At 55.3% G+C, this 25,287-nt stretch carries 24 protein-coding genes and 1 pseudogene; 13 read left to right on the plus strand and 12 right to left on the minus strand.

Annotation, left to right across the window (positions count from 1 at the left end):
* The first annotated feature begins 85 nt into the window (after positions 1 to 85).
* Entirely contained in the window at positions 86 to 1,087 is a 1,002-nt protein-coding gene (locus DV709_RS15815) for an ion channel (RefSeq protein ID WP_117595416.1), read from the plus strand.
* A 221-nt stretch (positions 1,088 to 1,308) separates the two neighbouring features.
* On the opposite strand, the gene DV709_RS15820 is transcribed toward DV709_RS15815, so the two are convergent.
* Positions 1,309 to 1,542: an SHOCT domain-containing protein gene (locus tag DV709_RS15820; RefSeq protein ID WP_232819773.1), complete on the minus strand. Its 234-nt coding sequence runs from the start codon at positions 1,540 to 1,542 to the stop codon at positions 1,309 to 1,311.
* A 320-nt stretch (positions 1,543 to 1,862) separates the two neighbouring features.
* Positions 1,863 to 2,351, minus strand: a complete 489-nt coding sequence (locus DV709_RS15825; protein ID WP_117595417.1) for a DUF411 domain-containing protein — start codon at positions 2,349 to 2,351, stop codon at positions 1,863 to 1,865.
* Between the two features lie 319 nt (positions 2,352 to 2,670).
* Between DV709_RS15825 and DV709_RS18435 the strand changes: the two are divergent.
* The 9 genes and pseudogenes from DV709_RS18435 to DV709_RS15880 form a co-directional block, all read left to right on the plus strand.
* Positions 2,671 to 3,057: pseudogene (locus tag DV709_RS18435) on the plus strand (RNA-guided endonuclease TnpB family protein); the annotation flags it as partial.
* 179 nt (positions 3,058 to 3,236) lie between these two features.
* Complete coding sequence (locus DV709_RS15835) at positions 3,237 to 3,590, plus strand: SHOCT domain-containing protein (RefSeq protein ID WP_117595419.1); 354 nt, start codon at positions 3,237 to 3,239, stop codon at positions 3,588 to 3,590.
* 95 nt (positions 3,591 to 3,685) lie between these two features.
* Positions 3,686 to 4,102 (plus strand): DUF302 domain-containing protein, encoded by a 417-nt coding sequence (locus DV709_RS15840; RefSeq protein WP_117595420.1) that lies wholly within the window; start codon positions 3,686 to 3,688, stop codon positions 4,100 to 4,102.
* A 6-nt stretch (positions 4,103 to 4,108) separates the two neighbouring features.
* On the plus strand, positions 4,109 to 4,462 hold the full coding sequence (locus DV709_RS15845) for an SHOCT domain-containing protein (RefSeq protein ID WP_117595421.1): 354 nt from the start codon (positions 4,109 to 4,111) through the stop codon (positions 4,460 to 4,462).
* An 18-nt stretch (positions 4,463 to 4,480) separates the two neighbouring features.
* Positions 4,481 to 4,663: a DUF7521 family protein gene (locus DV709_RS15850; protein WP_117595422.1), complete on the plus strand. Its 183-nt coding sequence runs from the start codon at positions 4,481 to 4,483 to the stop codon at positions 4,661 to 4,663.
* Positions 4,664 to 5,192: 529 nt separating this feature from the next.
* Positions 5,193 to 5,390, plus strand: coding sequence for a heavy-metal-associated domain-containing protein (locus DV709_RS15860; RefSeq protein ID WP_117595423.1), 198 nt, complete (start codon positions 5,193 to 5,195; stop codon positions 5,388 to 5,390).
* Between the two features lie 146 nt (positions 5,391 to 5,536).
* A complete protein-coding gene (locus DV709_RS15865; protein ID WP_117595424.1) occupies positions 5,537 to 7,861 on the plus strand; it encodes a heavy metal translocating P-type ATPase in 2,325 nt (774 codons plus the stop codon).
* Between the two features lie 478 nt (positions 7,862 to 8,339).
* A complete protein-coding gene (locus DV709_RS15870) occupies positions 8,340 to 8,915 on the plus strand; it encodes a CPBP family intramembrane glutamic endopeptidase (protein WP_157972762.1) in 576 nt (191 codons plus the stop codon).
* A gap of 541 nt (positions 8,916 to 9,456) precedes the next feature.
* Complete coding sequence (locus tag DV709_RS15880; RefSeq protein WP_198665751.1) at positions 9,457 to 10,845, plus strand: response regulator; 1,389 nt, start codon at positions 9,457 to 9,459, stop codon at positions 10,843 to 10,845.
* 128 nt (positions 10,846 to 10,973) lie between these two features.
* On the opposite strand, the gene DV709_RS15885 is transcribed toward DV709_RS15880, so the two are convergent.
* Positions 10,974 to 11,198, minus strand: coding sequence for a hypothetical protein (locus DV709_RS15885; protein ID WP_117595428.1), 225 nt, complete (start codon positions 11,196 to 11,198; stop codon positions 10,974 to 10,976).
* Positions 11,199 to 11,262: 64 nt separating this feature from the next.
* Between DV709_RS15885 and DV709_RS15890 the strand changes: the two genes are divergently transcribed.
* Together DV709_RS15890 and DV709_RS15895 are read left to right on the plus strand one after the other, a co-directional pair.
* A complete protein-coding gene (locus tag DV709_RS15890) occupies positions 11,263 to 11,505 on the plus strand; it encodes a hypothetical protein (RefSeq protein ID WP_198665752.1) in 243 nt (80 codons plus the stop codon).
* A 1,328-nt stretch (positions 11,506 to 12,833) separates the two neighbouring features.
* Positions 12,834 to 13,052: a hypothetical protein gene (locus DV709_RS15895; protein ID WP_117595429.1), complete on the plus strand. Its 219-nt coding sequence runs from the start codon at positions 12,834 to 12,836 to the stop codon at positions 13,050 to 13,052.
* A 219-nt stretch (positions 13,053 to 13,271) separates the two neighbouring features.
* Here DV709_RS15895 and mntA read toward each other — a convergent pair whose 3' ends face one another.
* Both mntA and DV709_RS15905 read right to left on the minus strand, forming a co-directional pair.
* Positions 13,272 to 13,754, minus strand: coding sequence for a type VII toxin-antitoxin system MntA family adenylyltransferase antitoxin (mntA, locus tag DV709_RS15900; RefSeq protein WP_117595430.1), 483 nt, complete (start codon positions 13,752 to 13,754; stop codon positions 13,272 to 13,274).
* Positions 13,751 to 14,275, minus strand: coding sequence for a DUF7342 family protein (locus DV709_RS15905; RefSeq protein ID WP_232819774.1), 525 nt, complete (start codon positions 14,273 to 14,275; stop codon positions 13,751 to 13,753). Before DV709_RS15905 ends, mntA begins: the two co-directional genes overlap by 4 nt.
* A 264-nt stretch (positions 14,276 to 14,539) precedes the next feature.
* Here DV709_RS15905 and DV709_RS15910 point away from each other — a divergent pair, with 264 nt between their 5' ends.
* The gene (locus DV709_RS15910; protein WP_117595431.1) at positions 14,540 to 15,097 is read left to right on the plus strand and encodes a DUF7437 domain-containing protein; all 558 of its coding nucleotides are present in this window, start codon (positions 14,540 to 14,542) and stop codon (positions 15,095 to 15,097) included.
* A 501-nt stretch (positions 15,098 to 15,598) separates the two neighbouring features.
* On the opposite strand, the gene DV709_RS15920 is transcribed toward DV709_RS15910, so the two are convergent.
* The 7 genes from DV709_RS15920 to DV709_RS15950 form a co-directional block, all read right to left on the minus strand.
* Positions 15,599 to 16,126, minus strand: coding sequence for a DUF7342 family protein (locus DV709_RS15920; protein ID WP_117595432.1), 528 nt, complete (start codon positions 16,124 to 16,126; stop codon positions 15,599 to 15,601).
* Between the two features lie 288 nt (positions 16,127 to 16,414).
* Complete coding sequence (locus tag DV709_RS15925) at positions 16,415 to 17,827, minus strand: ATP-binding protein (RefSeq protein WP_117595433.1); 1,413 nt, start codon at positions 17,825 to 17,827, stop codon at positions 16,415 to 16,417.
* Between the two features lie 152 nt (positions 17,828 to 17,979).
* Positions 17,980 to 18,186: a hypothetical protein gene (locus tag DV709_RS18440; protein WP_117595434.1), complete on the minus strand. Its 207-nt coding sequence runs from the start codon at positions 18,184 to 18,186 to the stop codon at positions 17,980 to 17,982.
* 92 nt (positions 18,187 to 18,278) lie between these two features.
* Complete coding sequence (locus tag DV709_RS15935) at positions 18,279 to 18,530, minus strand: hypothetical protein (protein WP_117595435.1); 252 nt, start codon at positions 18,528 to 18,530, stop codon at positions 18,279 to 18,281.
* Positions 18,531 to 18,583: 53 nt separating this feature from the next.
* Positions 18,584 to 19,819, minus strand: coding sequence for a phage NrS-1 polymerase family protein (locus DV709_RS15940; protein ID WP_117595436.1), 1,236 nt, complete (start codon positions 19,817 to 19,819; stop codon positions 18,584 to 18,586).
* Between the two features lie 340 nt (positions 19,820 to 20,159).
* A complete protein-coding gene (locus DV709_RS15945) occupies positions 20,160 to 24,164 on the minus strand; it encodes a conjugal transfer protein (protein WP_117595437.1) in 4,005 nt (1,334 codons plus the stop codon).
* A gap of 69 nt (positions 24,165 to 24,233) precedes the next feature.
* Positions 24,234 to 25,286: a hypothetical protein gene (locus DV709_RS15950; protein ID WP_117595438.1), complete on the minus strand. Its 1,053-nt coding sequence runs from the start codon at positions 25,284 to 25,286 to the stop codon at positions 24,234 to 24,236.
* Position 25,287 lies beyond the last annotated feature (1 nt).

A 25,287-nucleotide genomic window follows, 5' to 3' on the forward strand; every position in this document is an offset into this window, starting at 1 on the left:
ACACGCCGACACGACGCCAATTTTGTAAAACCAGCCTCAGTCGATGAAAGGATAGTTAGTACTGCCCGGTATAGATGTAGATACGATGAGTCTTGGATATCTTGTCCTCGGCGTTCTCTTGCTCGTGATTGCTACTGTGGATATTCTCTGGACGACGCTCTGGATTGAAGGTGGTGCTGGACCACTCACCTCACGTTTGATGGACGGCACATGGCGTACACTCCGGCGTCTTACGGACGGGAACAGCTACCTTCTTTCATTGGCTGGCCCCTTCATCCTCGTGAATAGTCTCGGCGTTTGGATTGCGTTACTGTGGACTGGTTGGACCTTTGTGTTCGCTGGCTCAGCTACCTCACTCATCAATACGACTACTGGCAGTTCGGTTTCGTGGCTCGACCAGCTCTACTTCACAGGCTATGCCATGTTCACCCTCGGAAACGGTGGATTCGCACCGAACGGTGGTATCTGGCAAATCGTGACGGTCCTTGTCACGGCGAATGGCATGCTCTTTGTAACGCTTAGCGTCACGTACGTCCTCTCTGTGTTGGGAGCAGTTACCCAGAAGCGCTCCTTTGCCATCGGCGTTACTGGGCTTGGTACTCGCGGTGGCGAAGTTATTCGAGCAGCATGGAATGGCCAGGAATTCGAAGAACTTCCTCTCCTCCTCAATACTCATATCACCGAACTAAATAGGCTTACGTCGAATCACAAAGCATATCCAATTCTTCATTATTTTCACAGTGCACGCTCTGATGCTGCAGCGATCACAAGTATCGCTGTCCTAGATGATGCGTTGACGATACTCCATGTCGGAATTCCAGACCAACATCAACCAAGTAATATCATTCTCGAGAGTGGCCGTTCGAGTATCGAAAGTTATCTCAAGACACTGCATGGTTCGTTTGTTGATCCTGAAGGACGTACGCCACCGCCGCTTAGCCTTGACTCAGTTCGCAATGCTGGTATCCCAACAGTCTCAGAAAGTGAATTCGAGACTGCTCTTGACGATCTGAAGATGCGACGGCGAACGTTACTGGAATTAGTCGAATCTGATGAACGCCAGTGGCCTACCGATCCGCCCTCATAAGTAACCCGTGAAAGCCATTACTCACGGGATGGCTTCAATTGTTATCTCCAGTGCCATCCTCGCCCGCCGTAAACGGCGGGATTCTCTCGCTGCTAAAAGATAGTATACACCCACTTCCTGTTCACTACAGTAGATGGTCCAGCAGAGATGAACCAGAAGCAGATACAAAACCAATATACAGGGCAGGCACAGCCACTAACTGAATGAGCGCCTGAGTGTGGCTATTCCGACTGTTCGAGCCTCTGTCGTTGAGCCTCGAATTCTTCGTCGGTAAGGTCACTACGGACGTACGCTGTTCGGAGTTCTTCCATTGCAGGATTCCGTAATTGTTGGGAGTCGCTCATTTGCTTGGTGAGGAGATAGCCTCCACCGAGAAGAACAAGGAGAAAGGCAAGCGGAACGAGCAGCGCAAGGAGCATCCACCAGCCACCAATTGGCCCGTAACCACCCATCATACCACCAAATTCCCTCCCGTTGTGAAAAACGGCAGTACGACGGTTGCTCCGAGAATCAAGAGGAGGATAGTCATCATGCCGAATTGATCCGATGGGATCTGATCCTCAAATCTCTGAAAGCACACGCTCAAACCGTTCGTGGACTTCGGTAGCAATCGAGTGGGTCCGAGAGGAAACCGGCTTAAGTAGACGTGCGTGTGAATGGTGGGACGTTGAACGACGAGAGCTACCGGCCAATTGCCGGCGACTGATTGCCGGTGGCCCTACCCTCAACGAGCGAACCCCGTCTTGGGTGAACGAAGTAGGGTGATTTACCTAACTTAGATTTCGACGTACTTTTCTTGAGCTTGATCCCCACCAATCACGTATATGGTCCATGATTCTTGTTTCGTTCCACCCATACCAGGTGTCCCGGCTGGCATCCCGGGGAGTGCGACGCCCTCGATTGCCGGTCTCTCTGTGAGGAGCTTTGCGATTACTTGTGCTGGAACGTGTCCTTCAACGACGTAGTCTTCTAAGACGAGCGTATGGCAGCTATGGAGGCTTTCGGGGACATTATACTTTTCTTTGATAGAAACGATATCATCCGGAACCGTCTCAGTAAGCTTCCCATCAATGTTGTTGCGTAAGTACGACGCGTACTGTTTACAGCATCCGCACCCAGGTGCATTGTACTGCTGGGCATTGGTGACTGCCGCTTTCTCTTCGAGATCCCAGTTACGTGTATTGGACGAGCCAAGGCATCCAGCAACACCGAACACACTGGCAGTTACCAATGTCTGGACTGCAGTTCGCCGTGTAAGAGGCATCAAAGGTACTATCTTGGCGAAAGATTAAAACGCCTCTTACTTTACTAGGTATTATTCCAACATTTCCATTTCCAAAATATCTTTATTTATATAGAGGTCTCTATATTTTCTGGCGTAGACTGTTAGGTCTCAGGGGCTTGGTTTGGGTGTCTCTAAACAATAGACTGTTTGTGTTGTAAGTACTCTTCTTCAATCCGTCGCTTAATACTCGGTCTTACAGAAAGTCGAGGAGAAGACCCCACGACTTTAGTCGTGGGATGAATCCGATAAACAACGACGCGAACCACGAGCAATAGCAAGCCCGAGTCTCCAACGGTAGTACGCCTCGTTCTGCATCAAAGCTGAAGAATCTAAGAAACCCGCCGTCGAAGACATCAACTCCGGGGACACCGTTGGAATTGACCTCGGCGTGTTGAACTTCGCCTACGACTCGGACGGACGCTCTGTCGGGCGACTCGACCCAAGTTATCCGGCGAGAGAGCCCCCCAAACGTGAGAAACGTTTCGCTCTCGCGCAAGTCCACGCCCGGATGTCGAACAAGAAGCGCGACTACAGGCACAAACTCGCGCACTTCTACACTATAGAGTACGACGCCGTGTTCGTTGAAGACCTCAGCGCCCGAGGAATGCTTGAGTCCTTCGAGAACGCGTGTCACGTCGTAGCCGTCCCGAAGGCGACGACCAAAATGTGCGCGACGTGCGGCGTTTGGGCCCTGGTAGCGTCGAATGGATGGAGTCGAACATGGGTGTGACCGTCAATGAGATGGCCCAGGACATGGCTGACGACGACTACAACGGCGGGATGTACGGGCAGGGCCACTGCTGACGGCCCTGACCGTTTCGATCGTTTCAACCGAATACAGAAACTCACTACCAACTCACAATCATGACGCAACCCCCCACTCACATCGGACGCACTGCTCGTCGACTCGCGATACTCGCTGTCCCGCTGCTGGTCGCAGTGACTGGAACAGCTACTGCCCACGGCGGCGGGAGCTACGGCAGCGGCATGATGGGCGGCGGCTGGGGCCTCTTCGGCGGCGCGATGGGGTTCTGGGGACTCCTCTGGATGGGGCTCCTCATCGCCGTCCCGCTCTACCTCGCCTATGCGCTCCTCAACCGAGGATCCGGTGGGAACGAAGAGCAGTCGCTGTCGGTTCTCCGTGAGCGCTACGCCCGCGGGGAGCTCTCGGATGACGAATTCGATCAACGGCGAAATCAGCTCGAACGCACCGGATGACTGGAACAGTTGCTGTTCCAGCCGGTACATCACACTCCCAACGCCCACCGTTGCGGTACCCAACCGTTAACCCCACGGACGGGGTATAATATTCCATGGAATACACAATACAGACATCAGTCACTGGCGAATTCGACGACGTCGTTAAGGCAACGAACGCTGCACTCACAGACGGGGGATTCGGCGTCCTCTGTGATATCGACATTCAGGCAACACTCAAGGAGAAGCTTGGCGAAGAGTTCCGTCAGTATCGCATCCTCGGTGCGTGTAATCCCCCGCTGGCATACGAAGGCTTGACCGAGGAAATCGAGCTCGGTGCGCTCTTACCCTGCAACGTCATCGTCTATGAGACCGATGACGGCGACATCGTGGTAAGTGCGGTCGATCCGGAGCAGTTGGTCGGGATTGCTGATAACGACGCGCTTGATTCCATCGAAACCGAGGTCACTGAGCGATTCGATCGTGTACTGGCAGCCGTTAGAAATGAGTTCGACCCTGCGTCGGAGGCCTAATCTTCGATGGCTTCATCGAATCAACTGGACACAACGACGGTGCTGCTCCTGATTCTCGGAGCGTTCATCCTCTTTCCGTTGCTCACGATGGGGATGGGGTTCGGCGGGATGATGGGATACGGGGGAATGATGGGCCAGTACGGTAGTACCGGCAGCTGGTGGCCCGTTATCGGAATGCTCGTCCCACTCGCCTTCCTCGTTGCGCTTCTCGGCGGTGGCTATCTCCTCTTTAGACAGGTGAGCGAAACACAAGCATCTCACAATCCCGCGATGGAAGAATTACGTCTGGCGTACGCCCGTGGCGATCTCACGGACGAAGAGTTCGAATCCCGCCAAAACAATCTAAAACAATCAGAGTGACCTCCCTCTAAGGTGCCAATGGCATCACACGTAGTTACCCTGTACGTCGACGGCTTCGCGCTGGTCGGGCTTGGCGGCCTCCTCGAAGGCGTACTCTTCGAACTCCTCCAGGTGTCAATCTTCGAGGCGGGATTCGTCGCAGCACTCATCACTGCGGCCGGGATGCTGTCAATCCTCTACGCCCTGTATGCCCGAACCTAAGTATTCGAGACGCCCATTTGAAAACGGCCTCTGTGCGTCATACTTGGTTCGAAGCCGATACTAATCGGACTGGTCTCGTTCTCGATAGTGGAGGGTCACAGGAGTATTATCTCCGTATTCGTCGTACCATAACGTATGATTCATAGTGCGAGCGCATACCCGCGTCTTTAGGCGCGGGAGGAGGTCAAGAATCTTACCGGAGTGTTCGGCGCGATCGTTCTCCTGTTTCCCGACCTGTATCGGAGATTTGCCACCGCGCTTCTGTACAAACGTCCGGAGTCGATAGAATGGAACGCGCGACTCCGCTCGGGTATTCGGGCAATCGGCGCAGTATATGTCTTTTTAGCGGCGAAGACGTACAGGGAGCGCCACAACAATACCTGAGCCTCTCGCCATCGACAGCTGGAGTCTCCGAGATCTGGTTCATTTCGGCCGCAGGTGTTACTTTGAATCTAAGGTTTGAGCCCCACGATACCAACATAATCGAAGGGAAAACCCGCTAAAGACAGGGGACCGTATGTATTCGTGTATGACGACAACCATCACCGTGGAAGGAATGTCGTGCGGTCACTGTGAGCAGACGGTCGGGGAGGCGCTCCAAGAGGTCTCCGGCGTGACTGACGTGACCGTCGACAGGGAGAGCGAACAGGCAAGCGTCGATGGTGAGGCGAATGTTACGGCCCTCGTAGAGGCCGTCGAAGACGCAGGGTACACCGCTCGCGCCTGAGTATATCGATTTGCGGATAGCACGGACCGCTTCGAGACACCGGCTTACCGTTGTCTTTGAAGTGTGTCTACGCAGGTCCTGCTGTACGGTTTCAGGGGCGAAGATTCAGGGAGCCGGCGGGTCCACCTGTAAAGAGGATATGATCTATGGACGACCACAAAGACACAAATGAGAATCCCCCAGGAGGGGAACACCAGCAGGACGACCGCAGTCACCAGCACGAACACGGCGAGCACGATGAAACAGCCGCCGAGGCTGACGAACAACGGGTAGAACAGGAGCTACTGGAGGACGAGGCTCACCCTGCTGCGGAGAGTGAGAGAGCGGTCCACGAGCAACACGAGCACACTGGACACGAGGGCAAAGGGCACGGCCACGGCTCCCACGAGGGGCACGGTGAGGGGCATGGCGGGATGCACGAAGGCCACGAGCAGATGTTCCGCCGGCGCTTCTTTGTCTCGACGCTCCTGTCGATTCCGGTCCTCCTGTACAGCGAAATGCTGCAGGAGTGGATCGGGTTCTCCGTCCCTGCGTTCCCGGGCAGCGAGTGGATCAACCCCGTCTTCGCGGTTATCGTCTTCGCGTACGGTGGGGTTCCGTTCCTTCAGATGGCGGTACCGGAACTGAAAGACCGGTCGCCGGGGATGATGACGCTCATCTCGATGGCGATCACCGTCGCATTCGTCTACAGCCTCGCGAGCGTGGTCTTCCCGACGCAGTCGGCGTTTTTCTGGGAGCTCGTCACGCTAATCGACATCATGCTGCTGGGGCACTGGATTGAGATGCGGTCCGTACGCCGGGCCTCGAGCGCGGTCGACGAACTGGCGAAACTAATGCCGGATACCGCCGAGCGCATCACTGACAATGGAGAGACCGAAGAGGTCCCTGTTGGTGAGCTTTCTGAAGGCGACCTCGTGCTCGTCCGACCGGGCGCAAGCGTCCCTGCTGACGGTATCGTCGAGGAAGGAGATTCGGACGTCGAGGAGTCAATGATTACCGGTGAGTCGAAACCGGTCTCGAAGGAACCCGGCGACGAGGTCATCGGCGGGACAATTAACGGCGACGGGAGCCTTCGCGTGCGCGTCGGTGCGACGGGCGAGGAGACGACGCTTGCGGGCATCATGCGCCTCGTCGAGGAGGCCCAGCAGAGCAAGTCGAAGACACAGGTGCTGGCCGACCGCGCGGCAGGCTGGCTGTTCTACGTGGCCCTCGGTGCGGCAGTCGTGACAGCGATCGCGTGGACGGTCGCGATCTCGTTCGACGCGACCGTCATCGAGCGCGTCGTGACGGTGCTTGTCATTGCCTGCCCACACGCACTTGGGCTCGCCATCCCCCTCGTGGTCGCAATCAATACATCGCTCGCCGCTCGAAACGGGATGCTGGTCCGCGACCGGATTGCAATGGAAGAAGCGAGAAATCTTGACGCGATCATCTTCGACAAGACTGGGACGCTCACCGAAGGCGAGCACGGTGTCGTCGACATGGTGACTGTCGACGGGGTTGACGAGGACGACGCACTCAGGCTCGCGGCGGCCGTCGAGAGCGACTCCGAACACATGATCGCCCGCGCCATCCGCGAGGCCGCTAACGAGCGAGACCTAACTACTCCTGGCGCGACCGATTTCGAGGCAATCAAAGGCCGAGGAGTCCGCGCGAACGTTAACGTCTCCGGCTTTGCCGGAGGCTCGTCGGACGCGTTCGACGGTGGAAACGAGGTGTACGTCGGCGGGCCGAACCTGTTGACCCAACTCGATAGCGAGATTCCCGACCACCTCCAGCACTTCGCTGACGACGCCGGCCAGAACGCCCAGACCGTGGTGTATCTCGTTCGCGAAGGAGAGTTGATCGCCGCGTTCGCGATGGCCGACGTGATCCGTGAAGAGAGTTTCCGCGTCGTCGACGCCCTCCATGACCTGGGAATTGAGGTGGCGATGCTGACTGGAGACTCCCAGGACGTCGCCGATGCCGTCGCCGACGAACTGGGTATCGACACGGTGTTCGCCGAGGTTCTCCCCGAAGACAAGGACGTGAAAGTCCAAGAGCTCCAAAACCAGGATAAGCTCGTGGGGATGGTCGGCGACGGCGTGAACGACGCGCCGGCGTTGACGCGGGCCGACGTCGGAATCGCCATCGGGAGCGGCACCGACGTCGCGGTCCAGTCGGCCGACGTCATCCTCGTCCAGAACAACCCGATGGACGTGGTTCGGCTCGTGAAACTCAGCAAGGCCAGCTACCGAAAGATGCAGGAGAATATCGTCTGGGCGGCCGGATACAACGTATTCGCAATTCCGCTTGCAGCTGGCATCCTTGCGCCGATCGGGGTTTTGCTGTCCCCCGCCGTGGGCGCCCTCCTGATGTCGCTGAGTACGGTAATTGTCGCGATCAACGCGCAGCTACTCCGACGCGTCGATCTGTCGCTCCCGAACCTCCCAGGAGTAGCATCACCTACTGACGCTCAGGCCACAGACTGAGAGTCTCTGCTTCTAAAGAATACAGCGAGAGTGTCACGGGTCGGGTGACCCGTGGTACTTTACACAGATTCGAGGAGAAAGCCCACGACCGAAGTTGTGGGTTACTAATATACACGATGAGAACTCTACTCCAGGTTGTCAGGAGAATGACTAATCATTGACCGCTCGTCTGTAAGGATGCACAATGAAAACATCAGTAGAGTCCATAGTTTACCGATCGCCACTGGGGATCTTCTTTGTATTAGCGTACGCCATCTCGTGGGCGTTTATTCTCCCCTGGTCGGTGAGCGAGAGTCGCGGTGGCTTGGAATTGTTGCCGTATACGCTGCCGGATGCGTTTGGTATCGTGATGTTTGTAATTGCACCCTTGGGGCCTCTACTCGCAGCTGTTCTCGTAACTGCAGTGATAGAGGGTTGGGTAGGCGTGCGTCGATTACTGGGAGGGATTAAACGATGGCGAGTCGGCCTTCGATGGTACGTGGTCGCTCTGTTCGGATTTATGTTTGCGTACATCGCGGGATACGTTACGATTCTTGGAACCGATCCACTCACGGCACTTCTTGAGAATTGGTCACTCTTCTTCACCGTCTTCCTTCCCCTCGTGCTACTGGGAATTTTCGTACCGTCGATTGGTGAGGAACCTGGCTGGCGCGGTTTTGCACTCCCACGGTTACAACGACAATACGGCCCAATCTGGGGGACGCTCGTTCTCGGAGTACTCGTTGGCCTGTATCACCTCCCCGCGTTTTTCACACCGTTTCTCGGGCCAATCACGCTCTCTGGGTTCGTTGCGTTCGTGCTGACCGCCATCGCGGGTTCGTTTATCTATACTTGGGTTTTCAACGGTACTGGTGGTAGCCTTCTCATCGTCATTCTCCTCCATGCTGCTGGAAACGCGGCGAGCGGACTTCTCACACCAATCTTCGGTGGCTTGGGCTATGGGGGATGGGCCGCTACTATTATCGATGGTGGTGCGTTGAATGTCATCGTCTTTGCCATAGTCGCGGTGGTCCTCATAATTCTCACCAAAGGACGCCTCGCCTACAACAGCTAGCTGCTATTGAGCTATGATCTCCCTTGATTCGCTACTCTGCTTGATAGACTGCGCAGCGTCCACCGTCGGTAAGCCTAACCAAGTATGTCGAACTGTATGCACGGCTGAGTACCTTGCTTGCCATCAACTCCGCCTCTTCGGTCGAGCAGTCACGCAGTGTCTGAATCACTTCCGTGAGTTCCACGAAGCGTTCTGTCCAGTCACACGGGATGAAGTTCTCGTTCATACCCATCAGTCAGCGAGGGCCTCAATATACCTCAGTCACGTATGGCGAAACTGAAAGCGATTGATACGCGTGGAAACATTCATTTGACTCTATTGATATTCCTGCTTAAAAAACATGACAATACACCATATTTTCTCAAATATTCCAAAAGTTTTTAAATCTATTATTGAAATCGTCCAAATAGGAACACCAAGTGCCTAGATGGCGTCTGTTGCCTTGTATTCTGTAAGGCAGGCAATGGATACCGCAGAGACTCTATCCGCGCTTTCCACGTGGATTGCTCGTCTTGAGCGGTTCTGTTCCGGAGGTACTAAAATGGGCGACACAATCACGCAGAACGGTGTCTCAAGGAATGAGCAAATACTCGTCCTTCACGTCGATGATGATCAACAAGTGAGTGAGTTGACCGCGGAGTTTCTAGAACGGATAACCGACAGTTTCGAGGTACGTACCGAAACGAATCCACGCGAGGTGCTTCACCAGTTGTCCACCACTCCCATTGACTGTATCATCAGCGACTACGAGATGCCCGAGATGGATGGAATCAAGCTTCTCAGCACTGTTCGCGAGGAGTATCCCAACATGCCGTTTATCCTGTTCACGGGGAAGGGCAGCGAGGAGATCGCCTCCGAGGCGATAGACGCAGGGGTAACGTCCTATATCCAGAAAGGCGGGACCGAAGTATACGACCAACTCGCAAACCGCATCAAGAACGCGGTCAGCCACCGTCGATCCGAACGACGAGCGCGGATCGCCCAAGACCGACTGCTTGCTCTCTACGAGCAAACCGATGGGTTCTACATTCTCAATTCGGATTGGCGAATCGCCTACTGGAATCAGACGATTGCAGACAGAACTGGCTTGACAGCTGACGAGGTTCTCGATAAGAAGTTCTGGGATGTGTTCCCTGAGGCCACTGAGACAGAGGTGTACGACTTCTTCCAGAATGCGATGTCAGCCGGCGAGCCGACAGCGTTTGAAACCTACTCTGACCTCTTCGGATACTGGACTGAAGTCCGAGCGTACCCCGTCGAGCATGGTCTTTTCGTTCACTCACGGGACATCACAAAGAAGCGAGAGCGTGATCAGGAACTGAAGCGTCGAAACCATATTCTGGAATCGTTTGCAAACACGGTTTCACACGATCTTCGAAATCCCCTCAACGTGGCTGAAGGGAGACTCCAATTGGCACAAGAGACGGGTGATTTCGAGCATCTCGAAGAAGTCACACAGGCACACAATCGAATGCGAAACCTCATTGACGAACTGCTTCGATTGGCTCGCGGAGAAGAGTTATCACTCTCAGTGGTGTCCATCCAAGAGATAGTCGAACAGGCATGGGAGACTGTCTCCTCGGAATCGACGGAATTGATCGTTGACACAGACACGGAAATCCGAGCGCACGCGTCACAGTTGCAACGACTCTTTGAGAACCTCTTCTGGAACGCCCTTGACCACGGAAACGCTTCAACGATCCGAGTCGGCTTGCTCGATAATGGCTTTTTTGTTGAGGATAACGGTCCTGGGATTCCACCAGCTGAGCGTGAGACGGTGTTTGAGTCAGGATACTCGACAGACGAAAGTAGCCCAGGCTATGGGCTCTCCATTGTGAAAGGGATCGTTGAAACTCATACATGGGAAATCGAAATCACTGAGGGCGATGAAGGTGCACGGTTCGAAATCACAGGAACCAATCGATATTGATTGACCAAAGACTACTGTTGGACTGTCCGGATGTTTATCCGTTCTGCAAGTCAGTGACCTACGAGTGAACTCGTGGGCTTCCTCCTCGAATCTGTGTGAGAGATGCATGCGGAGTTCTTCGCGTGCGTTCACGCCTGCGTCTCCTTCTGCTGGGCATCGATCTGGAGTCCTGCGTGGGCGAGTTGGTCCATTGACTTCCACCCGCGCTTCTTTGCGACGTACTGGTGCCAGTGGGTGAGTGGACGGCCGTTGAGTGGTTGGTAGTGGTTGAGGTCGCGCTCATTGTAGACGATGATGGCGTCGGCGGGCTGGTAGTAGTGATATTTTTCAAGAGTCTTGTCATTCTCACCCATAGCACCAAAAGCTAGTTCCAGTGTAAGACAAGGATATTTCAGTACTGCCTGTTCTGGTACCTGTATGGTCCCTCGACGAATTCGGATATTCCTCGTCCTCCTCATCCTCTTCAGCGGATTCTCTATTGCAGCTGGAGCACTCATCGACGCACCACCAACGCTGACAGTTGAGAACGAGGACGACACCACTTATCGCATCACCGCGTACACGACAGACGGACTCCAAGAGGCTCTGCTCATGAACTTCGCCGTCACTACAGAAGACGGCGAGCGGGCGTACCGGTTCATCACACCGAACAGACAGTGAGGAAACGACGCTGACCACTCTACACCGGGTGGGAGTGAAAGGGGCCGGGCGTTCGGCGAGCGAGCCGACACAAGGACCGCAGCGGAGCGAGGACCGCAGCGAGGTGTAGCCGTCGAGCGCCCAGGGGCTTTCAGAGGCTTTTATTCACAACTGTCGCTCCACACCTCTCGATACGGAAGTGAGCAAACACTCCGAGCACGTCGACGAGGTCGGAACGTCTCGTGTTAGTGTCTACAGACGCCATTCGACGGCACGCCAACCTCCTCATTTGGGTACCATCGTTTGACAGTCAATCTACCACCAGCCGTGATTACCAGACAGAGTGCCCACCAACTAGGAGTCCCCGGTGTTGAGAGGTCCCATTCATACTGAACCGTCGGTCCATCGGCAAGCGAGGCAGCGAGTGTATACGACCCCGGTGTCTCGGTGACTGCAGGCTGAATCGTCAACGGAAGCGATGTTTGATACGTCTGCTCAAGGATGGCCTCCCCGCTATCGTTCCGGACGGTGACGTTGACTGTCCGTCCACCTTGCTCAGGGTGCTCGTAATCGGGTTCAGTCTCGAAATCATAGATCTGCAACCGAGCAAGTGGGTCGTCACTATCGTCCGCAGTAGACGCCTGAACGACAGGCCGTTCACACCGATAGGCATTGAACGGGATTCGTCGGTGTCGCTCATTACTCACGAAGTGGGCGACACTCGAAGCGTTACGGGTTGCGCTACTCGCGGAGCTACCCGAACGGTAATAGCGGGCAGACCCTCGACATGAGGACAACACGTAGTACCCTGAGCCAGTCGTGTGGACGACAGCGACACGTGCTGGCTCAACCGTAATCTCCGTCGCTCCGCCTGAACTTCCGAATCCGCCGACGAGTTCGTTATACACGTAGCGTTGTTCGTATGTCTCAACAAACGATTGAGCAACTGCAGAGCTAGACACGTCACTCGGTTCGGGGAGTGGTTTCGTCTCAGTGAGTGTCGTCACGTCTGATGGCGGTGTTGGCTGAGACGTTGAGACCGAGTTACGGCTGTCTCTCTCGCGGGTAGCACAGCCAGCCAGCATACCTGTCCCACACGCTATCGATGCGAGCACTCTACGGCGTCGCATCAGCATCTACTCTCCCAGTTGCTGCGACAGTCGTCGTATCGGTTGGAGGGCATCGGAATGTGACCTGACTTCGTGTATTGTCAGCATATATTATTTGATATTAGACAATCCGATGTCGAGGATGAGAAATCGGAAACGCCGAGCTCACACAGCAAACAGAAGTCCAAGAAGCCAACACAATCCCAACAGTCTCGGTGGTCGCCAATAAAAACAGAGATAATGCGGCATTCGTCGACCCCGCTGACGCCGTCACAGCAAACTGCTCTGGAACTGATAGCGCAGGGTACCGATGAGGACGGGACAGTTACACACGACGCAGCTGTTGATCTCCTCACTGACGGTGGTTTTGAGCGGGCAGAGACAGAGGATCTTCTTGAGCAACTGTTGTTGAAAGGCTATCTCTACGAATCGACGGCTGGGCTTCGGCTCACCGGTTGAGCCCGTTCATACGAGTCTTTGAAACTAAGACGCAACGCGCTCGTGATGTTGTTAACCAACACTCCGTAACAATACCATTTGTGTTGGTTAACACACTAGCGAATCTGATACAGACACCACCGTTTCCGGTGTCTTGAACACAGACCTCATCGACCGATGCGTGATTGGATTCTGAGTACAGTCGTGAACGTTGTATCTGGTATCAGTATCGGACATACGTCATCGCTGTCGGTCGTGCTCCTCGGATGCCGGACCACTGAACCCACTGAGATGCGCATCAATCTTCGTGAGTGCGTCGTCGAAGCGTTCGCGTGGCGACCGGGAATCAGACGATCTGTCGGTCACACGCCGCCGAAGTTCCTCGGCGTGTTCCGGGTCGCCAACAAGGAGGATTCCCTCCTCGAAGACTGATGCAGCAACGCCTGGTGGGAGGGTGTGGATATCGACGAGGTCTACGTCATCTGTTTCGAGTGCCTCACTCAAATCTGCACTCAGACTAAAGAACGCATCATTGTACGCTGGATCCTCGCGCTGAGTCGTTTTCAACTCGACTGCGATGTCGATGTCACTCGTTGGATGGGTTGTTGCTGTCGTGTGGGAACCAAAGAAAAGTGCACACTGCACCAAGTGCTCCCGAAGAATCCCCCGAATCGTCTCAATGGGGATGGAATCGTCGATGGTAGCCGACTCAACGGGTCTCATTGTTGATTGTCGCCGCGACAGCGTTGCAGGCGAGCTCGTTTAGTGAGCTTGCGCTCCTCTTGAGCGGTCACCCAATCACGGAGGTCACTGCACACATCGTCGATTGTCCGGTCACCACTCGCCTCTGCAACAGTGGCAGCGTCAACGGCTGCCGGTGTCGACGCGTCGTACGCCGCTTCGTAGTCTGCGATTCGGGCAGTCAATTCACGAATTCGTTCTTGGAGTTCCTCGACACTGTGTTCGGTCCAGAGCTGGTCGATTCGTCGCCACTCGAAGTAGGCGTCATTGCGTTCGTAGGTAGCTGGGTCGTCGCTCGGGTTCTTCACAACACCAAGTTCTGTGAGGAAGTTGAGGTGTTCCCGTGCGGTATCCGGTGTGATGCCTGCCCGGTCTGCGATGTCAGCGACACGCAGTGGCTCCCTGAGTTGGAGGGCGACGTCGTATATCTTTTCGACCGTCGTCCGGCGCTCGAGCTCAGCCTCCCACTCGGCCACGAGATCTATCGACGGTGGCTCGCTCATGATGCTCGTGAAGAGATTCGTTTGAGAAGCTCATTAACTCACCTCTCGAAGCCGCCTTCGTGTTCCTTGAAACGCTGAACGCTCGCGGTTTTGTTAACCAACAGTACCGGTATTAGCGGCTCATGTTGGTTAACGTAAGTGACCTGTCTCAAAAACTTGAGTTCGCGCCAAGGACAGGAGCCCACTCGCGCTCTGTGCATATTCCGAGAACTCGAACACGGCCTCACCAAGAGTTAATACACTATCCATAGTACATAGATTGTGATGTCTGCCGATGACCGAATTGCAACCACGCCGAACCCTGAGGCGACATTCAATGATCTGCTCACCTACGCCGAGTTGCTGAACACGCCGCGACTCGCTCGCCTCTATAGCTACATCCTCCGGTACGGCCCCGTCGAGATTGAGGCCATCAAGACTGACCTCGACATGGCGCACTCGACGACGTACAAGTACATCGGACAACTTGAGGAAATGAGCGTGCTCACGCGGGACGAGGACGTGACGCCAGCAACGGTCACGGTTGATCCGATTCGACTCCAGCTCGACACCGAACACGGGGAAGTGCTCGCAACGCCGACGCTCGTCGATGCGATTGGACGACAACTTGATACCGAGGATATCCGCGTCTTCGTTGAGCGCCAAGGAATCGCCAAACTTGCCGCTGCACTCCACTACACGCTTCGTATCATGGCCGGTGAACTCACACAGCGGACTGCGGCAACGAAACTTGGTGTCCACCCTGTCGAAGGGATGACTGTGTTCACCGCCCTCCAAGACGTCGTCTCTGACTCTCCCTCATCATTAGTCGCTTCCAGGTGATCATCCTCGTCGACATTGCTGATACCAGAGGTTCCAGTCTGCGCAGTCTTGGCTCGGTGAGACGCTCAATTGTTGTGATGCTCTTGTACGCGCTCTCTAACCCAGTCTAGAACGCCGAAAAGCACACCGAGGTGGTGTTCATCCTCGAATGGTGAGGCTTCCACTGCAGCACTAGCATCTGGGGGCGGATGATAGTGGGCAGTCGGAGCGTTCGGTTTCGGATGCTTATCCCACCGACATTGCCACGTCTTGTCTTGAGAAATCTCCAAATAGTGCACCGAATATGCGCCGCCTTCGAACCACCGAATATCAAGCCGCACCTCCGTGACTGACGCCGGATACTGTTCGGCATCAATCTGGAGTTCTAGCACACGCGGCGATAGTGAGTCAGGTCGAAACTGCCACGTAAGAACCAGCGGATGGATTGCGGCTCGCTGTGCCAGTAACTCCAGTGTCGTCACATCAAGTGGCCTGCTTGGACTTTCAGATCGATCAACCACGCTATGCTTGCGCCCGGTCGTCATGCGTCGATTCGGCTCGCTGAACCGCCTGCTTCAACACCGAAATGTCACGACGAACCGTCCGCCACTCGCTCAAATCATCCCACCGCTCATGCACCGACTCATGATCAGGCTCTACATTGTCGGGTTCGACGACTGCATCTGGGCTTGGAACACCATATTCATCTTGGAATTGGCGGTCTTCCTCGATCAGTTCGTCAACCCGACGCCGCAACTCACTGGCGCTGTATTCACCAGCTATTTCTTCGATACGCTTCCACCGAAAGTACGATGGATTTCGCCTGTAGCCAGCAGGCCGGGTGTCAGTTTTCTCTGCAATCCCCATTTCGACGAGTTGCGAGAGCGCTTCTCGAGCACCGTTCTCCGAACAATCTGCCCATTCAGCGAACTCTTTTGCAGACCCGGATTCGTACGTCCCAACGAGGACGTCGTAGACACGCTGAAACGTCGTCCGATTCTTCTGCCACTGCCCACGTGCCCCATCTTCAGACGGTCTCTCCTCGTCCATAGACTCATCTTCGCGACCTAAACGCATATATATTGTCTCCAAATCGGATATCTGTGTCAGAAAATCACTCTCCACTTCCAAAGAGTCGCTTTGTCTGCCCCCCGCAACGGCGCTAACCCTGATTTCTCATCATCACTCACGTGTTGGCTCTCCTCTTGGCTCATACCCGGCGGTTAGCAAGATATTCGATATCGCCAGTCATGTATGGCGAAGCAGAAAGTTCGACGCCTCTGCAAAAAGCTTTAGAACAGTGAGGGAAGCCCACGACTGTAGTCGTGGGAGAAGTCATTAGTCGGTTCTACGCTCGAGAACGGTAACGATATCGGACAGATTGAAGAGACAAAGATCATCACGCTCGTCTGCAGCCTCCTCGACCGAGCGTTTGAACCCAGAACGGCTGAACAAGGCGAATTCATACGCTGGCTCACCACCTCCGATGGGTGTCCAGTCGATATGCTCCACGTCGTCTTCGAGATCCGTGAGCACGTCATAACCGAGGGGGGTGGTGGTGAATTTCGCTTCGCCAGCGATTAGCGTTGACTCGTCAGTTGGTGCGACGACATCTACCTCTCGGCCCTTGTACCACCACTGGCTTGGCACCTGTGTGAGCTGGTAGTTTGAGTAGAGCGCCGGCACTGCCTGGTGACAGAGCGATTCGAACGTTTCGCTGACGAAGTCGGGCAACTCCGGTTCGATGAGATCCGCGTAGGCATTCTCGCCGTAGAGTTCGTACTGTCCCCCGCGGCCGTAGAGATAGCGGAAGTAAAACCGGAACACGGGATCCCGAATCTGGTATCGCGTTCGCTTGCTGCGTGCCGGGTCAGCGAGTGCTGGATGGTGTTTCTCGATGATCTGGAGTGTTTCCAGCCGGTCGAAGTAGTACGACGTGTTCGTGCTCTCGATGCCGGCTCCCTGGGCGATCTCGTTTCGACTGCGGTTCCCGCTGGCCATCGATTCCAGTACAGAAAAATACGTGTTTACCTCGTTGAGCTCCATCTGGAGGACGGTTTCGGGCTCGTCGTGGAGTGGGCCATCCGGGTCGCACAAAAGCCGCATGATATTCTCTCCGAAGCTCTGTGATGAATCGAGCGGGCTGAGATATCGGGGTGTGCCGCCGAAGACGCCGTATACAAACACCCGTTCTTCGGAACCGTACGTTGGCACGAACTTTTGGATAGAACGAAACGGCAGCTGGGTGAGTTCGAGGCGGCCATTCGGAGTCTGGGACACTCGGCCGTAGAGTGGCGCACCGCCATCGAGGACGTGGGTATGAATCATGCCGATTGCAGAGCCTGTGAGTACGAGCGTCGCCTGACTCTCGTCGACAGCTGTATCCCACAGGTGTTGAATGACCGACGGAAGCCCTTCGTTCGATTCAATGAGGTACGGGAATTCGTCGATGACGATGATGGCGTCTCTATCGGTGAGGTACGTTAAGAGCGGTTCCCATTCCTCTTTGACGGCCGTGATGTCTGGATAGGTCGTCGCTGCTGCCTCGACGAATCGCCTGAGCTGTGTCGTCGCTGTTCCTTGAACTGCCTGATAGTACACGGCATCGTCGCGGTCGGCAATCGATTGGCGGACGAGTTCGCTCTTGCCGATCTGGCGGCGCCCATAGATGATTGCGAGTTCTGCAGCGTCACTCTCATAGAGGGCCTGCAACCGATCGAGTTCATCGACACGATTGACGAACTGGTCCATACTCCCAGTCGTGGTGGGAGATACATACGTGTTCCGAAGTTAGGGGTAGAACTATAATAGTTTGAACTCTAATAGTCTGAACTCTAATTCGGTGAGCCAATCATTCGAGCTACTACCCACTAAGGCTCCGACAGACATCTCCAAATGTCCCGTCAGTCCTCTTGTGAGCGGATTTCGTTAACCTGCTGCTCAAGCCGGCGGAGGATCTGAACGCGTCCCCGGTTTGCATTCTCGTAGGCAACGCAGGCTTGCAACGTCTCCATGTCGTTGATCGTCACGATACCGGCGTTGATGAGCCGCGTGTTTGGTGGCTCGAGACGTTTGGCGTAAGACCGCCCGATTCTACAGATTGATCTGATGACTCACTCACTGATGTTCGCCTCCGCGTTTTTGAAGCGAGAAAAAACGGTTCTAGGTTGACCTGCTTCCGTGACCGGCTATCAGCTGCATGTCACGCACTGAGACCCCACTGAACATCGTCTTCGACTGCCTGCAGGTCGCGTTCTGCACGTTTGACGCGGTCACGTCTAACGAGTTCAACCGCCGTTTCTCGGTCGATTTCGTCGTTCACGTACCGTAAGAGGACGAGGTCTATCCAGAGGTCTTTGACACCGCGTTCTAACGCCTGTTCGAGGATCTCTGACTCGGGGATGTCCCGTGCTTCGGCGATTTCTTGCACCCGTTCGGTGAGATCCGTGGCCATGGCTAGATGATTGCGCTGTGGTAACCTAAACGTCTGTGGGCGCCATCGTGTTGTTACTCGGCGTCTGTTCGAAACAGACGCTTCGTCCGCCTCCACAACGACGCCGATCCTGGCTCCCCATCATTACTCACGTGTTGGCTCTCCGCTTTGCTCACTGACTCAGTATCGTCGTCTGAGAGCTCCGACTCCAGTCGCTGGACCTCCGCTTCAAGCCATTCGATCCGCTTGTCTTTCCGCTTGATACGCGTCTCCAGTGTTCCCACACGCTCTGCCAACAATCGATTCTTCTCACTCACATATGCATCACTACGATCTTCAGAAGCCTTGGGCGACTCCGATGGCTCTGAAACAGACTTAGTCGTCTCTTTCTGCGACGGCGTATAGAACTCAGACGTCGTCTGTATCGCACGCTCGATAGTCTTCTCTCCATACGTCGATCCATCAGCGTAGTGCACCTCGTCCCACTTCTCGCGAGTCAACCCCGACCGACGGAACAGCTGGTCCATCTGGGTCTTGTCGCCGCCGCTCCAGAAGGCCAGCAGACAACACAACGCCATATCCGCTTCTGAGTTGCTGTCGTATCCACTCGTATTCCCATTCCACAGTCGATCGAACTTCGCCCCGTTCGAGGCGTTCTTCGCTTTTTCCAGGAGTGTGTCGTCGTCGAGTGACGTGCTAGATGTAGACTCATCACGTCGTGTAACATCCATAGACCTGTTCGTTGCTTGGGTGGGTGTTTCCTCAGCGATATACTCCCGATGGATTGCTTCGAGAGCGTCTTGTCGGGTTGCCACCTTGGTTGGCGTCCCTGTCACCCGGTCGCCGGTGACGGTGAAAAAGCGCGCTGTGTCGTAACACTCGATTTTGCCACGTCGGTTGCGTCCCTCGGGTAATGCGCCTTGAATGAGCACGTGATACCCAGTTCCCGATGGTGAGATTTCGGTATATGAATCCAAGCGCGTGATGATGTCCTGTGCATCGCCGTCAGTGTCGCCTGTTTCGGGATCACGACAGTCGTCAAGGTCGACGCCGACGATGGGGTCTTCCTCGGTGAACACAAATCCAATTCCATCCGCCCGACCATGTTCGAGATACTCGCATGCAGTCTGGAAGTCTGCCCATGTTTCGGGGTCCGTCGACGAGGCGAACGACCCGACGCCTGGGACCACCGGAATTTTCGTTTTCTTCCCGTCACGTTTCTCCTGTCGCCAACACACCCACTGGGGTCGTTCAGCGAGTTCTTCGGGGATTGATTCCTGTGTCAGAGCTTCGGTAGGTTCGTCAGTCATTGGGTGTCTCCTCTCGGAGCTGCGCCCCTTTTGGCGCCAGAAAAAATCTCCCTGGATTCGCTTCGCTCACTTCCAACGGCCTCACCCCCCTCTATACTAGTTGGTTTTTGCGATGCGGAATTGCAAAAACCGCAAATAGAAGTGCTATATCGCAGTCCTACCGCATATACCGCATTTTCCTGAACGGGTGTCTCTGATACCGCATAACGATATTGGGTGGAACGCCGCCACGTCTTGCGATTTTGCTGATTTCTCCGCATCGCAAAATCCGTTTGCCGTAACGCACTCTCCGAATGCGGTGCAAGCAATGTAGAAGCGTTATACCGTACGATATCGGGATTCATCTGATTTCCTCCAAATCACGGAGTGCAATGCCCAGATAGTAGACTGTGGACTCTCCATCTGGGTGCTTCGTCTCCCGTTCAAATTCTATCTGATTACTGAGGCGACGGCCAAACCAACTCCTCGAATCGACAGTTGCACTATGATTCTCAGCCCACGTTTTGTACCGTTCATAGACCGCTGCTGATTTGACTTCGTTCCCCTCATCGACCACCAAACACTCCTTGGCAAACTGTTCGGCGACGACGTTCGGATCGTCTCTCCAGCCCGCCTCGATATCAGGGTAAGCTACATCGTCGCTTCCCTCGGATGCAGCTGTCTGTATCTCGGCCTCAGAGCCAAACGATGTACTGAGGAGTGTTTCGAGTGGCTTCGTGGAACCGTCCCTATAGGCGACCGGCTCACCGTCCTCACGGAGAATGACGATTGCATAGCTGTCTGTGCCGTATGTTGGGTTCGTCAACTCCGCTGCTGGGATAAACGGCCGTTTGATTGTCACCCAGTCGGTCTCAAGTGCCGCCTTCGACTCATAGACGTGAACCTCCCCACGCTCATAGACGAGATACTCCTCCACTGGGTGGTCGTAACTGTAAGTTGCTGGTACACGATCTTTGGTGACTTTGTCCCACTCAGAGACACGAAGATGTTCTGTGCCACTTCCATCGCGAAGGACAATCTTGTCTCCATCCTTCACCCACACAGAACGCTTAAAGTCGTCGTCTCCGCTTGCTGGTCGGACGGCCGTCACGCCACCCTGTTCGGTTGCTCCGCCATTGAACGTCAACGGCGAATCGTGCGTATAGAACCGCGTCTCGCCGTTCGCGAGTTCACGAACCGGAGGTGAGAGGATGGTCTCAATTCGTTTTGCCCAGTAGGTTTCTGTCTCACCGGGTCGGACGACAAAGAGCGGAACTGCACTCTCCGCTTGAGCCTTCTGGAGGTTCGTGAGGACCTTCGCTGGGTTTTCTGGCGTCGTCGTCTCGACTTCGATTGCGAACGGCGCTTCGAGGTCCGGATGGGTCGCTCTCGCGTCCGGTTTCTCACTCCCGTCTTGCGTGAGAATCGAGACGGTGAATCCCAGCGGTGATAGCGCTTGTTCAATCTCCAAGAGTGCATCATCGTGGTCGCCCCCACCGGCGGACTGCACGTCGCCTGTGTCGGGTTCGGCTGCTGTTTCACCCGCCTCCGTGAGTCGGATGATGAGTTCGTCGGCCTCGATATCGACCGCGGTATCGAGCAGTCGCGACCGTTTACGAATCTCGGTGAGTTCCTCGTAGGCCGGTGGCTCAGCCTCGACACGCTCGTACAACGCTCGGAGCGCCTCATCGACGGTCTCGACACTCACCCACTCGTTGTCTTTGCGAACGCCTTCACGGAGTTGCACACTTCGGACGGTCTTCGCGATGGCGACGTCCAGATCATCAGTAGTGACATCGAGTAACTCTCCAAGTTCATCTGGCGTTGTCGCTGTCGGCTGACTGTTGTCTCGGGGGACGCCGAACTCCTGCTGTGTCCGCTCGTGTACGCGAGACAGGGCGTCTTGGAACCGCTGTTCTTCGAACGCCGTCAGTGGCGACTCGCTCTCTGGGTGGCCTGCTGGGATTGGGAGTGGTTTGACGTTGAACGGGTACGGCCCCGTTTCACCAAACGTCGGACTCGGGAGTTGGGCAATCCATTCACCCCGAGGTAACGACCCAATCCGATTGGCGAACGCTTCGGGGTCCAACTCCTCGTGGGCCATCGCGTTGGCCAACTCGCGGTCGACCTTGATTTTCCCAACGAGCAACGTCCCGATATTGTTGAGCAGATTGAGGTAGAGGCGTCTCCCACCCTCGGTTTGCATCTGCTCGGGGAACTGCATCGCCAGTCCCACCGAGAGTCGGAAGCTCCGTCCTTTCTCAAGCATATTGTTGAGGACGTCAGAGGCGGCCACAGACGCGGCCTCGTCGATCATGAGGTTAACCACGTAGTCGTTAGGGCGCTGGGTCAGGTCGTCCTCGTGCGTCCGCAGGGCGTCTTCGAGCATCGCGAGGATGAGTCCGGTCAGCAGTTTCGCCGCCTCGTCACTCAATCCCCCGAGGTCGAACAGGATAATTTGGTTGCTGTCGAGGACCTCTCGCAGATCGAGCTGCTGAGCAGTGTTGTCGAATATTCGTTGGAGATTACCGTCCAGCGAAATGTATGCAAGACGGTTGTTAAGCCCGTCAAGCGTTGCTGAGAACGACTGTGCGTCGGTGTTGACCCGCCGACGGAGTGCGCGCTGGGCAGCGACATCAGTCGTCTTCGGTAAGACTGCTTCATCTGGGTTAGGCGGACCGGCGGCCGCAAGTTGATCAGAAGCGTGCTCGAGTTGTTCGTGTCCGAAGAAGTCGGTGCTTTCTCGGTAGCTCCCGTTTTCACGGCCGTACTCCTCGTCGAACAGCGCCTTGATGAGCGACTCAATGAGAATCGGAGAGGTGATTGCGCGTCGAAAGCGGTCCTTCCCCATGACGAGTTCGAGGATTTGTCTGTACTGGTCGGCTTTGCGCTTGACAGCATCCGTCCGCCGAACGCCACGCGAGAGTGCTGGACGAAGGTCAAAAAAGGAGAATCCAGGCAGGATATCGGGAAGCGTGAAGCGCAGCACGTTCTCTTCGAGATCTTCCATCCCGAAGCGGCGACCGTGTGCACGCATGTAATTCTCTGTGAGGCCGTCGCCCTTGTGGTCAAGCACAATAACTGGCCCATCGGTATTGGCGTACGCCGAGAGAATATCGTTGAGAAGTGCCTTCGACTTCCCGCCACCCGTTGTTGCCGCCCGGAGGTAGTGTGTGACCAATGACGATGTTGGTATACACACCGACTCGTCTTCGGGAATGCCGTTCTCATCGATGGCATAGCCAATCTCCATGCCCTCGCGAAGACTCGACATGTGGTCGTGGTGAGGCAGGGGAAGTGAATCCTGACTCTCTTGTTCGGAGCGCGTTCGGCGTGATCCCTCAACGCTGAGTTCACTCCCCGAGGGAATAGTGATGAATTGCGTGAGTTCGTGCCCATTACAAACGAAATCTGGTGTCGTTCGACCCCGGCCCGTAATGAGCTCTCGATCGAGCAGTCGGTCCAGAGTATCGAGTGCGTGGTTTCGTTTTGTGGTTTCACGACGACCATTGTCCCGAAGCCGTTCACGCTCGACTTCGTAAAAGTCTCCACCAATAGAGTCAAAGACGGTCATCAAATCATCGAGTTGTGCGTCAACCGTCGCCTCGTCAGTATCGGCCGGTGGAACAGCGACCGCCTGGAGGTTAACGGTGAACGTTCGTTTCGGATTCTTCGCGCGGATTTCGTCGAGACGTTGCCTCGTATTGTCGCTGAGAGACTGTTCTTTCTCGGCGAGGCTTCGCGTGTCAATGAAGACGGTGCTGACGGCTTTGTCGATGAGTGTGTCCGTCTGGTTCCGGAGGTCGAGCTTGCGGCTCTCAGCCGCAGACGACCAATCAGGCTTCCGCTGGAAGAGCACTTGAAAGACGACCGGAGCCTCAATGTCGGAGAGTTCATCGATGAGCGAGACAAGTGGAAGCGAGGGTCCATCGTCAGAGAGCGATGACTCTCTGTCACCTCGAGTGAGCAGCATCATCCAATCCTTGCGGCGAACGCTCGAACCATTCCACTGCACTCCTCGTGGCGACAACTCCTCCTCAGTTACCTCGTCTGTGAGGAATTTCGATTCGAGATTGAAGGATTCACGGGAGATATCGAATGACGACGGATAGATTCGCGTGAGGCGTTCCTCAAGCGTCTCAAGGTGTTTCTCGGCTCCGTAGTAGAACTCAACTGGCTCCTCCGCGCCTTCGCTCACGACGAGGAACTCGAACGTCGGTGGTGGATTCGAGTGTAAGGGGTTCAGCCGCTGTGTGAGCGAGGACTGCTCGGCTGTGAGCTTGTGCAGACTCTCGATTGCAGTGGGTATCGTGCTCGTGTGGACTGTTTCGGAGGTGGGCGTCACCCGAATGTATTCACGAGTCACTTGCAGACACCTCTCTGTGCGGACTCTACAATTGGGAGGTTCTCTGGGCGATGCAGCTGTCGGATTGAGTTAGTTGTCGTCATTATTCCGAATACGAAGGATCTCAAGTAGGCGGTCCTGTGCGGCGATACACTTGTCTCGAAATACCCGGTCGTGGGGCAATCGGGCGATAATGTAGGCAGTGCTCACAGTCGGTGTCAGTGCGGCCAACAGTGGCGTGGTGAACGATGGAAGTGAGGCAGGGGGGCCGACAAGGAATGATGTGAGTGCAAGGACGAATCCGTATCGGGCGGGAAACTCCCAGAGTTCGCGGCGGGGCTCCCAGACCATCCGAACGAGGTCTAATCGAAGGGCGTCTTTAATCTGGTACGCAATCCCCAGCGATCCGAGGAACCAGAAGATTCGAGCTCCGAAGCGACGACCGACCGGCGCGTCCCCGGATGCAACGAGGACGAGTGTAACTGCACCATAGAGCCCGATGACAGAGTAGACCGCGAGTGCGTACCACTTCGGTGGATTCCACTCGCCAGCCCAGCCCGTGGGATCGTTGCGCTCACGCTCGGCAATGTGAGTGAAGTAGATGACACCGAGCAGGCCAGTGGATGACCAGGCGAGCGTGCGTATCGGTACAGAGCTTACTGCTGTGAGTGTTGCAATCGACTGGTCGAACCATTGCATGCCGGTATCTAGAGAGACGAAGAGGGCGCCGACCACTGCAGCAATGACGGGAATCAGCAGCAGGGTCCCGCCGAGGAGTACTCCAAGAACGCCGAGGCGACGCCCGAAAAGGAATCGAGCCGTTGGATCGGTGACGTAGTCCCGGATGGTTTTTGGGAGGAGTCGGATTTTTCCCTGAATCGAAGTCGGTGGCTGTGGCTGCTCTGCTGCACGCTTTTTTCGAACGGATTCCTTCCAGTCATCACGCTCTTCACAGTCACGACAGAGTACGACGTGATTCTCCGCCGTGAAGACGTTATTCTTCAATAGGAGAACGTTAAAATCACCAATATCATGACCATCGACGACTTTTCCACAGACTTCACAGTGAGAACTCTCTCTTCCCAGAGCCTTCTGAAATGACTCAAACATCTTGTAATCAGGAGGAGGGTTATCGTCTGGCATG

Origin of the sequence: Haloprofundus halophilus, assembly GCF_003439925.1 — an archaeon.
GTDB lineage: Archaea > Halobacteriota > Halobacteria > Halobacteriales > Haloferacaceae > Haloprofundus > Haloprofundus halophilus.

What these genes read in the sequence shown, in the direction of transcription:
- DV709_RS15815 (WP_117595416.1), top strand. Translation starts at nt 86, where the DNA reads ATGAGTCTTGGATATCTTGTCCTCGGCGTTCTCTTGCTCGTGATTGCT.
- DV709_RS15820 (WP_232819773.1), bottom strand. Translation starts at nt 1,542, where the DNA reads ATGATGGGTGGTTACGGGCCAATTGGTGGCTGGTGGATGCTCCTTGCG.
- DV709_RS15825 (WP_117595417.1), bottom strand. Translation starts at nt 2,351, where the DNA reads ATGCCTCTTACACGGCGAACTGCAGTCCAGACATTGGTAACTGCCAGT.
- DV709_RS15835 (WP_117595419.1), top strand. Translation starts at nt 3,237, where the DNA reads ATGACGCAACCCCCCACTCACATCGGACGCACTGCTCGTCGACTCGCG.
- DV709_RS15840 (WP_117595420.1), top strand. Translation starts at nt 3,686, where the DNA reads ATGGAATACACAATACAGACATCAGTCACTGGCGAATTCGACGACGTC.
- DV709_RS15845 (WP_117595421.1), top strand. Translation starts at nt 4,109, where the DNA reads ATGGCTTCATCGAATCAACTGGACACAACGACGGTGCTGCTCCTGATT.
- DV709_RS15850 (WP_117595422.1), top strand. Translation starts at nt 4,481, where the DNA reads ATGGCATCACACGTAGTTACCCTGTACGTCGACGGCTTCGCGCTGGTC.
- DV709_RS15860 (WP_117595423.1), top strand. Translation starts at nt 5,193, where the DNA reads ATGACGACAACCATCACCGTGGAAGGAATGTCGTGCGGTCACTGTGAG.
- DV709_RS15865 (WP_117595424.1), top strand. Translation starts at nt 5,537, where the DNA reads ATGGACGACCACAAAGACACAAATGAGAATCCCCCAGGAGGGGAACAC.
- DV709_RS15880 (WP_198665751.1), top strand. Translation starts at nt 9,457, where the DNA reads ATGGGCGACACAATCACGCAGAACGGTGTCTCAAGGAATGAGCAAATA.
- DV709_RS15885 (WP_117595428.1), bottom strand. Translation starts at nt 11,198, where the DNA reads ATGGGTGAGAATGACAAGACTCTTGAAAAATATCACTACTACCAGCCC.
- DV709_RS15890 (WP_198665752.1), top strand. Translation starts at nt 11,263, where the DNA reads ATGGTCCCTCGACGAATTCGGATATTCCTCGTCCTCCTCATCCTCTTC.
- DV709_RS15895 (WP_117595429.1), top strand. Translation starts at nt 12,834, where the DNA reads ATGCGGCATTCGTCGACCCCGCTGACGCCGTCACAGCAAACTGCTCTG.
- mntA (WP_117595430.1), bottom strand. Translation starts at nt 13,754, where the DNA reads ATGAGACCCGTTGAGTCGGCTACCATCGACGATTCCATCCCCATTGAG.
- DV709_RS15905 (WP_232819774.1), bottom strand. Translation starts at nt 14,275, where the DNA reads ATGAGCGAGCCACCGTCGATAGATCTCGTGGCCGAGTGGGAGGCTGAG.
- DV709_RS15910 (WP_117595431.1), top strand. Translation starts at nt 14,540, where the DNA reads ATGTCTGCCGATGACCGAATTGCAACCACGCCGAACCCTGAGGCGACA.
- DV709_RS15920 (WP_117595432.1), bottom strand. Translation starts at nt 16,126, where the DNA reads ATGGACGAGGAGAGACCGTCTGAAGATGGGGCACGTGGGCAGTGGCAG.
- DV709_RS15925 (WP_117595433.1), bottom strand. Translation starts at nt 17,827, where the DNA reads ATGGACCAGTTCGTCAATCGTGTCGATGAACTCGATCGGTTGCAGGCC.
- DV709_RS15935 (WP_117595435.1), bottom strand. Translation starts at nt 18,530, where the DNA reads ATGGCCACGGATCTCACCGAACGGGTGCAAGAAATCGCCGAAGCACGG.
- DV709_RS15940 (WP_117595436.1), bottom strand. Translation starts at nt 19,819, where the DNA reads ATGACTGACGAACCTACCGAAGCTCTGACACAGGAATCAATCCCCGAA.
- DV709_RS15950 (WP_117595438.1), bottom strand. Translation starts at nt 25,286, where the DNA reads ATGCCAGACGATAACCCTCCTCCTGATTACAAGATGTTTGAGTCATTT.